We start from the raw sequence: 11,921 nt of genomic DNA on the forward strand, positions 1-11,921 counted from the left end.
CTGCGTCACTCAACCAATACTTGCGCACACACAACATGGAAGGTCTGGCTAAACAAGTGCAGGCGATCACCCCTGCACAGCAGCCTACGCAGTCATTCCAGCAAGCGCAGCCTATGCAGTCATTCCAGCAAGCACAGCCTACGCAGTCATTCCAACAAGCACAGCCTATGCAGTCATTCCAACAGGCTCAGCCTATGCGCTCATTCCAGCAGACACAACCGTCGCAGCCGCTCAACCGTTTAGATGTGAGCGATCCACTGCGCAAAATCGATCCAAACAATCCGTTCTAGTCGAACGAACTACATGACTCGACGGCGTCTCGGCTTGCTCAAACGTGGCGCAGCAGAAACAGTTTTGCGACTATCCGCACTCGGATCGAGGCTCTTGCCGATGCGCTTCTCGATGTCACGCACCATGTGACGCTGCTCATCACTAATGAAAGAGAAAGCGACACCGGTTCGACCGGCGCGTCCAGTTCTTCCAATGCGATGAACATAATCATCAGGCGAATCAGGTAAATCGTAGTTGATAACGTGCGTGATAGCAGGAATATCAAGTCCACGAGCAGCTACGTCTGTAGCAACAAGAATTGGGAACTTACCGTTGCGGAAATTTTCCAGTGTTCGTTCACGTTGACTCTGACTGATATCACTATGAATTTCTTCGGCCTTGATGCCTGCGTCCTTCAGCCTGTCTGTTACCCAACCGGCACGACGACGCGTTCTGGTGAAGACGATGGCAGAACTCATCTGATGTTCAACGACCAGCTTTGCCAGTAAAGCGTCTTTGGAGAATTCAGTCACATACATAATCTCCTGCTCGATTTCTTTCGGTTCTACCTGGGTAGGATTGACTCGAACAGCAACGGGATCTTGCATGAAATCTGCGGCGATGCGCTCGATGCGCGCATCGATTGTGGCAGAAAACATCAGCGTCTGACGTTCCTTGCTTATTTTGGCAATGATTTTCCTTACCTGGGGCATAAAGCCCATGTCCAGCAAGCGATCGGCTTCATCAAGGACAAAGATTTCAATTTGGGATAAATCGCAATTTTTACGCTCGATGTGATCGTAGAGCCGGCCTGGTGTCGCAACGATTACGTCGACACCCCGTTTCAAGGCTCTCGTCTGAGTTTCATAACCAGTGCCACCGTACAGGGTTACTGCCCTGAGCGCACAGTGGTTGCTGAAGCGGGTGAACTGCTCCATCACTTGCAGTGCCAGCTCACGAGTAGGCACAAGCACAAGCGCTCTCGGCTTGGTCTCAGGCTGCTCCAGACATTCAATTACAGGCAACGCGTATGCGGCTGTTTTCCCAGAACCAGTCTGGGCGGAAGCCATTACATCGCGTCCTTCGAAGATGAGGGGAATAGATTTTTCTTGAATTTCGGTCGGTTCAGTAATTCCAGCCTGCGCGAGCGCAAGCACACATGGCTTGGACAATCCAAGCTCGATAAATTTCGTCAATGTTCAATCCTTGGTTTAACAGGCTCAATAGCCGATTCTTCTTGGTGTAGGTAATGGCTTTGATAAGAAGCCTCTTGCACTCTGGCTACCCGGCTCACAGCACAGGTATCGCAAGTCGTCCAACCGACGCCCATAGCTCAGCGTCAACGAACAATCTACGAAATTATGTCATAAATTGACACGGATGTCAAAAGAAAGCCGGAAAGGCTCATCTATTGGGGCGTTCACAATCGGCTAACTACAGTCACCAGACGTCGAAATGTTAAGGAAGCCAAGAAATCTTCCAATCCACTATTTCACTTTCAGGTCTCGTTCAGGCCGACTGCACAATCTCACCGGCCATAGTGGCAAGCGATTTCTTGTACTCCCTTAAAACGAAAACAAAGAGAATGACCGGTCCAAAAGGAAAGACCATGGCAATGTTTGCAGTAAGCAACCACCATTTCCCCTTTAACTTGGAAAGAAAAGCAAAGATAGCCGGCGATAGACAGATTGCCACAAAGCCCGCCAGAGCCAGTCCAACGCCGACGACACCAAAGCAAAATATGAAAACGTAAGGGAAGTGCGCTTCGATAACCACATCGCGGTAGGAAGGTGCAAGGAAGGCCGCCAGCAGTCCAAAAAACCAGAGCAAGAAAAACTGTCCATGCACTTTGTTCAAGCCAAGCAAGGAGGCCGTGATTCCAACACAAAACATATATGCAGCAAGTATCCAACCATCGAGCGAGAGCATGCCGCCTGCAATATTCAATAGTTCAGAAAACGTCATCGCTACTTCCGCATCATCATCGTTTCTTAAGTCTGAAAGGCAGGCACCAACCTGGTCCAATGGATATGTTAACTTAATTAGCCATGAGCGAAGCTGCAATATTCAACTGCTTGTACTCAATCGGACATTCCAATGTTCCGATAGACAAGTTTATAGAACTTCTGAAAGAACACAATATTCAGGTTGTTGTTGACGTTCGTTCTTATCCGTTCAGCAAATATGCCACACACTTCAACTACGACACGATACAGCCCGCTCTCAAAAACGCGTCGATAAAATATCTCTATCTGGGCAAAGAGCTGGGTGGAATGCCGAAAGGGCAGGAGTTCTACGACCTGGATGGCAACCTTGTGTACGCCAGAGTGGCGAACACAAAGGAGTTTCAAGAGGCGATCGCAAGGCTTGTGCGAGGCGCGCGCACGCACACCATCGCTCTTATGTGCGGCGAAGAGAACCCGGCTGGCTGCCACAGACGCCACCTGCTTGGACCAGCACTGAAGCAGCAACAGCTCGAACTGCTGCACATCAGAGCCGGTGGTCAAGTGCAATCTGAGAGCGATTTAGAAAACTTGGAAAATCCTGTCGAAGAGTCGCTCCAGTTGAGCTTGTTCGATTCTGGAAGCCTCGGGGGCGCTTAAACTAATATTCCAAGGGGTTGCCAATTGTGCCTAATCAGGTAGACAATCTAATCTATGGTTTCGCAACACACTTCCAAGTCTGCTGAGAACGAACTCTCGCTACTGACAACAAACCCCTCGAATCAAGCCCCAATTGAGGCCGCGGCTGTTGCAGTGCCTTCGCTAGACGATGCAAGTCTTTATTTCAATCGAGAGCTGAGCCTGCTCGAGTTTCAAAGTCGCGTGCTGGAAGAAGCACAGGACATAAGCAACCCACTTTTAGAACGATTCAAATTTTTATCAATCGTTGGTTCAAACCTGGACGAGTTTTTCATGGTGCGCGTCGCCGGATTGAAACGCCAGATCGAAGCCGGCACAGTCAGCGCCGGGCCGGATGGACTGCTTCCCGCTGACCAGCTCAAAGCCGTAAAAGAGGAAGTAACAAAGCTGATGGGCGAAGCGCATCACTACTTGCGCGAAAACTTGATGCCTGAGCTCGAGAAAGCCGACATCCGCATTCTCGAATACCCTGACCTGACTGAAGAGCAGCGCATTTCGATGCAAAACTACTTCATGCAGAACATATTTCCAGTTTTAACTCCGCTTGCCTTTGACCCCGGGCATCCGTTTCCCCATATCTCCAACCTGAGTTTGAATCTGGCTGTATTGATCCGCGATACCAAAGGCGAAGAACGTTTCGCTCGCGTCAAAATTCCAGATAGTCTGCCCCAATTGATTTCTATTGATCGTCCGTCTTTGCTCGCCCACCGCATTCCATCGACTGTGCGTCCGCAGTGCTACATGTGGCTCGATGAACTGATCAGCGCACATTTGCAGCACCTGTTTCCTGGTATGCAAGTTCTCGAATTTCATCCATTCCACGTCACACGAGACGCGGAAGTGGAGATTCAAGAGTGGGAAGCGGAGGATCTTCTCGAAACAACCGAAGAAGGAATTCGTCAGCGCCGCTTTGGCGACGTAGTTAAACTGACTGTCGATGAGGCTACGCCCGATCGCATTCTCGAAATTTTGATGAGCAATCTGGAAATTGATTCGACAGACGTGTATCAAATTCAAGGACGCTTTCCACTGAGCAGCTTGAAGTTCATCTCGTCGCTCGACAGACCTGATCTGAAAGATGTTCCTTTTCTCCCTAACATTCCGGCAGTCTTGAATCCAGATTTGCAAGAAGAAGACACATTCTCCGCTATTCGACGCAGAGATATTCTCCTTCACCATCCGTTCGATTCATTCCAACCAATCACGAATTTCCTCAATGTAGCGGCTAAAGATCCGTCGGTGCTGGCGATCAAAATGACTCTATACCGGGTCGGAAAAAATTCGCCGGTCGTCGAAGCTTTGCTGGAAGCTATGGCTAACGGAAAGCAAGTTGCTGTGCTGGTAGAGTTGAAGGCGCGGTTCGACGAAGAGAGCAACATCGAATGGGCGAAAGCCCTTGAACGCGAAGGCGTCCACATTGTATACGGACTGCAGGGTCTGAAGATTCACTCAAAAGTAGCACTGGTTGTGCGGAAAGAAGGTGAGTCGATCAGACGCTACGTGCATCTGGGCACGGGTAACTATAATCCAGTCACAGCGCACCTTTACACAGACCTGGGTTTGCTTACCTGCGATGAAGAAATCGGCTCCGATGTCACAGATCTCTTCAACTATTTGACCGGTTACTCTGCAAAACGCGATTATCGCAAGCTTCTTGTCGCTCCGATTAATTTGCGCGAACGACTGGTGGCACTGATCAAACGAGAGATAGAACACCAACGCAACGGAGAACAGGGACACCTCGTCTTCAAGTTTAACGCTCTGGTTGACGACGGCTTGATCAAGCTGCTGTATGAAGCATCGCAAGCGGGTGTGATTATCGACTTGATCGTTCGTGGCGTCTGCTGCTTGCGCCCGAAAATTCCCGGTATCAGCGAAAACATCAACGTCACAAGCGTGGTGGGAAGATTTCTCGAGCACAGTCGTATCTTCTATTTCCGCAACGGCGGAGCAGAGCAGATTTACCTCGGCAGTGCCGATTTGATGCCGCGGAATCTCGACCGGCGAGTCGAGGTGCTCTTTCCAGTCGAAGATCCTCGGCTGGCGCGTCATATCAGAGAAGACATCTTGCACATCTATCTGAACGACTCGGTTAAAGCCCGCTACATGATGAGTGATGGAACCTACAGGCGCAGCATACTGAAAACGCCTGAATCGATCAGCGCTCAGATGTCTTTTTTAAATCGCCGCAGCGAATCACCCTGAGCAGCGAATTACCTCGGTCAAACTAAGAGCCTCTCAGAAGGCGACGCGCGAACTTGAGTCGTCCGTCGAGCACAAGAGCGCCTCCGGATTTCCAGATCTTTCCAAGCCTGGGTGTCTTGCATAGATGGTTGGGGTCTGTGTGCTCTTGCGAAGCGAAATTCGAACCAGCCTGCAAAGCCAACAGACGATAGACAAGGGCCTCAGCAGCGCGAGGACGAGCGAGGCGTAGTGCAGCCTGATGCATTCGTGTCATGCGCTCAGAGTCGTCGAGAAGTTTGTCAATCTTATAAGCCAACGCAGGCAAGTTATTGCATCTAATCGCCACACCTTCTTCCAAAAGGTGATCGGAATTGCGCTCTTCCTGCCCCGGAATGGGATTAACAATAACGAATACGAGCCCCTTCGAGAGCGCTTCTGCCGTAGTCAAACCGCCAGGTTTTCCCAGCACCATATCCGATGCCGCCATGTATTCATCCATTGCAGTTGTGTGGGCGACAGCCTTAACGATCAGATTTCCATTGGCAAAACGAGACTGCTCGTCGAGCTTTTCTTTCAACCCCTTATTTCGACCGCACATGGCAATAACCTGAGCCGAATGCCTGAGCTGTCCTAGAGACTCGAGCAACTCCTCCATCGGTCCAACACCAAATCCACCGGCAGAAACCAAAATTGTTGGTCGCTCCAGATCCAGATCATACTTTTTCCGCATTTCAATCTTATTTTTCAGATGCGCAAAAACAGGATCGATTGGAATACCTGAAACGCTTACCTTGTCGCGCGGAACACCCATGCTGACAAGATGCTCTTTCGTTTCATCGAGGGCTGCGAAATACTGATCGTAGTGCCTGCACAACCAGGAAGCGTGGACATCAAAGTCGGTGACGACTATTACATGTCGAGTCTGAATTTTCTGTCGACAGAGCAGCCACGAAATAATCTCTGCCGGAAGAAAATGAGTGCAGATTACAATTTCCGGCTTGTAGTCGTTAATCATTCGCACTAGAGGACGTGTGTTGAGCCTGTCGAAGGCAAGACGGCGACGCTCATTTTTCCACGGTTTATCGGAAGCATCATAGAGCCATCCCAACAGATCGGGGGCCTTGTTGACCATGTCTATATAAGTTTTGGAATAAAGGTTGCGAACAACATAGCTCGTATACTCAAGCGAGTCCACATGTCGGACCTCACGAGCTGCACCAACCTCGAGGAAAGCTTTCTCGATCGCCTGCGCGGAGCGAATGTGACCAGCACCTGACGTCGCTGAAAGAATCAAAACCCGATTGAACATCGTATGCTCCAAATTTGTAAAACTAGCACCAGTCTGCGGTACGATCGGGTTGCCATGTAACTACAAACAACAGTTAATAGTCTGTTCAGAGACTGCGTTAGTGCCCGTCTTTCACTTAAAATGTACCCTTTCCCACTAAATTTCATACGGATGCCGTAGACCTTTTGGTTTCAGCACAAGGAATGCAATCGTGAAATTAAAATCAATAGCGTTGTCTATATCGCTCTGCCTATCGTTTTCCGCAGCTTTTGGTGCAGATCTGACTCCCGCCCAGCAAGAAGAGCTGAAAGTTAAAAGTGGCGAGTGGATGGTAGCGACGCAAAAAGCCGACAAACTGAACAAACAGCACAAGTTTGCCGAAGCAGAAGCTATATACAAGAAGATCCTCGACGAAAGGAACGCTCTTGGCTTAAACCTGTCGGCGCAACAGAATGCGCTAGCCTGGTTTTACGCAAACTGGGGTAAAAACGATCTGGCCGAACAATATTTCAACGAGCAGTTTGCCACCGTCCAAAAGAACGCTCTTTTAGACGAGATGCAATACTGTTATCCGCTCGAAGAACACGCCCGGTTCCTGGAAAAAATCGGCAAAAAGGAAGAAGCAAAAAAACTGCGCGCTCGTGTTGCAGCAATACGCGCCGCTGACAAAGCACCATATAAATTGCCACCACTGGCGAAGAATTTGAGTGCAGCACAAAAGTTGGAAGAAGCAACCAAGTGCACTGAGATGGGCAAAAAGCTCATCGATTCAGAGATGCAAACAAAGGCAGCTCTCTGGTTGAATCGAGCCATTGCTCTCAATCCAAACGATGCCACGGCCTACTTGTTGCGAGGTCGCACAGACTCCTGGATGGATAATTTCCAGAAAGCCGTCACAGACCTGAATACTGCAATTAAGCTCAAGCCTGACTATGCAGAGGCTTACGCCGATCGCGGTTACGCTTACATGTCTTTGAAGCAAGACTCAAAAGCTTATGCCGATTTCGAAAAGGCTTTCGCGCTCAATAAAGACGCTGACGCACTCGGGACAAAAGCAAAAATGGAAGACGTAGCCGGCAAGCACAAAGAAGCTGTTGCGGACTACACACGTATCATCGCCGTTATACCTGAGAAATCGTGGCCATACGTACAGCGCGGTGCCGCTTACGAAAATTTGAAGGACTACGCGAAAGCAATTGCAGACTACACAGTGCTCTGCGACCGCTATCCAAACAGTTACGATTACTTCGAGTATCGCGGCACTGCGTACATGAAAGCAAACCAGCTGGAGAAATCGCTTGCAGACTACAACAAAGTGATTTCGCTCAATCCGTCATACAGCGGCGCTTACAAGGAGCGTGCCGGAGTCTATCAGAAAATCGACGGTAAGCAATCTGCGCGGGTCATGGCAGATTTGAAGAAAGCCAGGTAACTTGCTGAATAGCTCTAATAGCTTGAGCGGTCAAATCACTTATGGAACTGAGGTGAAGCCTCTTGCACCTGTTTGTAGAGTGACTGCACCTGTTCGTATTCTGCAGCCAGCATACGATCATCATCGGCGAACTGATTCGGATTTCCCGAGTAAGCGCTGCCCGCAGCGCTACTCTGACCGTACGGACTGAGCGACTGCAACTGATTTAGAAACAACATAGCCAACTGCGAGTGCTTGGTGGCGCGTTTCACTTCCTCATGTATCAACATTGAGCTGCGCTGTTCGTCACCATAAACTTGCTGGCTCAAAACGTAATCACCGTCACGCATCGCTTCCTGCATTTTCACATGCATGTTGTTGCTGATTGCCTGCTGCTTAGCGACTACGCTCTGATCAAACCCACTGGCGCCGGATTGCAATGCGGCGGCGCGTTGCTGCGATTGACTCCAGAGAGCCGAATACTGAGCGGCGCTGAGAGTTTTGCGATTATTCATCATCAACTGAATGGCTTGATTCAACTCTTCTTCCTGTGCATGCAAACCGGCTTCAGCCTGCTGCATAGCCTCACAAGCATCCTGTGTACGCACCGCTAGCGGTGCAAATGTCGGCACGGCAATCATCATCGGCTGATTGTTCGACTGCGAATTTTGTTGCTGCGCTGCTTCATGAAAAGCCGCTGCATGTGCTTGAACTTCCTTTCGATGCTGTAAATATGCCTCCAGCGCGGCGTGGTATTTCGCGACCAGATCAGTGTAGTTCTGCAACATGGGCTTGGATTCATCAGAAACAATTCGGCGTGAGCTTGAACCATCAGATTTTCTGGTCGACTCTTTCACCTCAAGATCAAACCTTTTGTTGCCGTCAGGAAGCGCCGCCAGAATTTGCCTGGCTTGTTCAGACTGCATAGCCAGGGTCTTTTTAGTTTCTCGACTCAACTGCTTAACCTGCCTCGCGAGGGCGCGAGCCTCCCGAGTCAGATGAATAGCGTCGTTTCTGCGAATCTCCAGGCGCTCTTCTGTAACCTGGGCCACGCCTGGCTGAAGGTTCACGCAGAAGCTGAATGCAGCTAAGAAGAACGAGAACATTTTAAATGACATCTGGCACAACTCAAGGGCACTGATAAACGTAGACAGTTATTCATCATAATCGATAGCTCAAGTGATAAACGAATCCAAGCCCTAATGCCGACAACGGCTCTCGTCTATTGGCAACCAGATCGAGCCGGCAGTCCGCACAGCTACTCTTTACAAGCACTCAGGATAAATTGAAAAGGCGCGCCGAAATCACTGCTGTTAATATGCGTATACTGCGGTTAAACAGACCAGTTTTACAATCCGGTATCGGTTAAAAATTCCATGTTGTGCCTGACTTTGGGCGCTTGATAAACTGTCAGCCGGTTCAGTCAGGGTCATTATGAAATCCAAATTTGTTATTGCCGCCACTCTTTGTTTGATGTTCAGCGCTCACTATGCTCAGGCGCAGGCGCCGTGGAATGAGCTCAACCGGACACTCGAGGAGGCTGACAAGGCTTACAAAAGCAAGGACTTCAAGCATGCAGAAGAATTATATGCAAAAGCAGTCTCTCTGGCTAAGTCAGCCGGCGCACATGATGCTCGTGTAGGCTCGGCGCTAAACGGTCTGGCTGCGACATTCGAAGCAGAAGGAAACAAACCCGAAGCTCTGAATATGTATAAGCAAGCGCTTGTATCCAAAGAAGCAGCCGTCGGCAGAGTAGACCCCGCCCTTTTGCCAATTCTGGACAATATGGGTTCGTGCTACAGATCCAGCGGCGATACTGAAAATGCGCTGGCAACCTACAATCGGGCTTTGAAAATCCGTGAATCAGCAGACAAAGGTGAAACAGGCGACCTGGCTAAGAATCTGAATTCGATTGCCGCCATTTATCGCGAAACAGCTAAGTACAAGGAAGCTGAGCCAGTTCTGCTGCGGGTTGTGGCAGTAATCGAGAAACTGAGCGGACCGGACAATCCCTCAGTCGCTGTCGCGTTAAACAATCTTGCAGTCGTCTATCGAGAGCAGAACAAAACTAAAGAGGCAGAAGGCTTATACGATCGCGCCCTGAAAATCCGGGAAAAAGCGTTCGGCGCTGAGAGCCAGGAGACGGCAGCAAGTCTAAGTAATCTAGCCCGCGTCTACCGTGAAGAAGGACGCTTCGAAGAGGCTGAGCCCCTGTTGAAACGCGTGCTTGAAATTGTTCAGAAAGTGGAACCCGATTCACCATCAGTGGTGACAGCATTGAACAATCTTGCCGTAGTTTATAAAGAAGAAGCCAAATATGCAGATGCTGAACTAGCATACAAGAAAGCTGCGGCGCTGGAAGAAAAATTGAAAGGCGCTGATTCTTACACTCTGGCGCCAATACTGACGAATCTGGCACTCGTGCTCAACATCGAAGCGAAAGATACAGAAGCTGAGCCGGTCATGAAGCGGGTCATCGAAATCACCGAAAAGAGCCTGGGACCGGATGATCCAAATCTGGCCATAGCCCTTTCAAACCTGGCTGAACTTTATCGACAGCAAGGGAAATTTGCCGACGCTGAAACACTGATGAAACGCACTCTAGCAATTCGCACCAAGGCACTTGGTGCGGACAATCCCGAAGTGGCTGCAAACCATAGTGACCTGGCTTTGTTGTACCGCGAGCAAGGCAAGCTGACTGACGCAGAGCCATCATTCAAAGACGCCATAACAATTCAAGAAAAATATGAGAAGCAACATCCAGGAGAACTGGCCAACTCTCTCAACAACTTAGCCAAACTGTATCGCGATGAAGGCAAACTGCCTGAATCAGAAGCGCTCTACAAGCGTTCTCTAGCCCTGCGCGAACAGACATATGGTGCCAATGACTCACGCGTCGCCGCCAGCCTGCGGAACTACGCCATACTGCTGCGCAAAATGGGCAAAGAGGCAGACGCAGATAAAATGGACGCGCGTGCCGAAGCTATCGAAGCAAAACCTGAAAGCAAAGCCGACATTAACTGAGGGCTGAAAACCCTTAGCTGAAGAACAATGTCACAGGATTGTCAAAATTAGCGCGCATGATAGTTGAGCGAAAGCACCCCAGTGAATTTCGCTTACCAAAAGGCCGAGCCACTCGGCTCTGCCTCGGCACGCCAGGTTTCCCATGCGACATCATCACTTCAACCCAGACAGATTCGACGGTGGCTCTCAAGGCTATGAACGTCAACAGGGTTTCGGCGTCCAGATAGAACTCGGAAACATGGCATTTCGCGAGTCTGTACACTTGCACCGTGCAGCCATGGTTCATGTTTACCAGCATTTCCATTCATCACTGCCACCGGTCGAAATAGCCGGAGTCATTCCACCGCAGACCTACGGGCAGTCACGCTACGGCTCCACGGAAACTAATTACTATCAACGCCCGCGCAACGAACAGGCACAGATTGAATTCAACAATCCATATTCACAGCAAGAACAATATCGCTACAGGCAAGAGCAGTATCGATACCAGCAAGAACAGTATCGCTACTCGCAAGAGCGCTACCCGCAAGAGCAGTACCGCTACCAGCAAGATCAATATCACTCATCGCAGCAATTCCATCAGCATCCTCATCATTCTCGCTCCCATCATCACTCACACTACCGACCCGAAAACTACTCTGGACACCCGCGTCAAGATATCGGTCCGGGACACCGCAGTATTTATACCTATGACGGTGCGACCCGAGCCAATCCCGAGCAAGCCATGTCGAGCGCTCGCGTGGTGGCGCAGGTAGCCAGACGGCTGGGAGTCGACCCTGTGGTGGCAGTGGCAGCGATGTTGGTCGAGAGCGGTGGCAATCCGAGAGCGGTTGGCGACAACGGGCACAGCTTCGGTCTGTTTCAACTCAACAGTCGCGGCGAGCTTGCCGAAGCGCGTTTAACTCCGAATCAAGCATTCAATCCACAAATCAACGCCGAAGTGGCTCTATCGTACTTCCAGCGCGGGCGCACAAACAATCCAGGCGCCATGGCGGCAGCAGCGCAACGTCCGGCCAATCGAGCCGATTACGCAAGGAAAGTAAACGCGAACATGGCCGAAGCCGAACAGATGGTACGCGCTATGGGTTTAGCTTGATTTAGA

Annotated in this window: 9 protein-coding genes; 5 read left to right on the top strand and 4 right to left on the bottom strand. The window is 50.1% G+C overall.

Translation table 11 applies throughout. The annotated features are described in order from the left end of the window. Positions 1-299 precede the first annotated feature (299 nt). A complete protein-coding gene (locus EKK48_04880) occupies positions 300-1,466 on the bottom strand; it encodes a DEAD/DEAH box helicase (GenBank protein RTL44588.1) in 1,167 nt (388 codons plus the stop codon). 313 nt (positions 1,467-1,779) lie between these two features. Beyond that, positions 1,780-2,235, bottom strand: a complete 456-nt coding sequence (locus EKK48_04885; protein ID RTL44589.1) for a hypothetical protein — start codon at positions 2,233-2,235, stop codon at positions 1,780-1,782. 83 nt (positions 2,236-2,318) lie between these two features. Here EKK48_04885 and EKK48_04890 point away from each other — a divergent pair, with 83 nt between their 5' ends. Both EKK48_04890 and ppk1 read left to right on the top strand, forming a co-directional pair. Continuing rightward, complete coding sequence (locus tag EKK48_04890) at positions 2,319-2,873, top strand: DUF488 domain-containing protein (protein ID RTL44590.1); 555 nt, start codon at positions 2,319-2,321, stop codon at positions 2,871-2,873. A gap of 54 nt (positions 2,874-2,927) precedes the next feature. After that, complete coding sequence (gene ppk1 / locus EKK48_04895) at positions 2,928-5,117, top strand: polyphosphate kinase 1 (protein ID RTL44591.1); 2,190 nt, start codon at positions 2,928-2,930, stop codon at positions 5,115-5,117. 22 nt (positions 5,118-5,139) lie between these two features. On the opposite strand, the gene EKK48_04900 is transcribed toward ppk1, so the two are convergent. Then, a complete protein-coding gene (locus EKK48_04900) occupies positions 5,140-6,405 on the bottom strand; it encodes a glycosyltransferase (GenBank protein ID RTL44592.1) in 1,266 nt (421 codons plus the stop codon). Between the two features lie 190 nt (positions 6,406-6,595). On the opposite strand from EKK48_04900, the gene EKK48_04905 reads away from it, so the two are divergent. Next, positions 6,596-7,816, top strand: coding sequence for a tetratricopeptide repeat protein (locus EKK48_04905; GenBank protein ID RTL44593.1), 1,221 nt, complete (start codon positions 6,596-6,598; stop codon positions 7,814-7,816). 35 nt (positions 7,817-7,851) lie between these two features. On the opposite strand, the gene EKK48_04910 is transcribed toward EKK48_04905, so the two are convergent. Beyond that, positions 7,852-8,913 (bottom strand): hypothetical protein, encoded by a 1,062-nt coding sequence (locus EKK48_04910; GenBank protein ID RTL44594.1) that lies wholly within the window; start codon positions 8,911-8,913, stop codon positions 7,852-7,854. 316 nt (positions 8,914-9,229) lie between these two features. Here EKK48_04910 and EKK48_04915 point away from each other — a divergent pair, with 316 nt between their 5' ends. Beyond that, entirely contained in the window at positions 9,230-10,819 is a 1,590-nt protein-coding gene (locus tag EKK48_04915) for a tetratricopeptide repeat protein (protein ID RTL44595.1), read from the top strand. A gap of 142 nt (positions 10,820-10,961) precedes the next feature. Continuing rightward, entirely contained in the window at positions 10,962-11,915 is a 954-nt protein-coding gene (locus EKK48_04920; protein ID RTL44596.1) for a hypothetical protein, read from the top strand. The last annotated feature ends 6 nt before the right edge of the window (positions 11,916-11,921 follow it).

The sequence above is a fragment of the Candidatus Melainabacteria bacterium genome (genome assembly GCA_003963305.1).
GTDB lineage: Bacteria > Cyanobacteriota > Vampirovibrionia > Obscuribacterales > Obscuribacteraceae > PALSA-1081.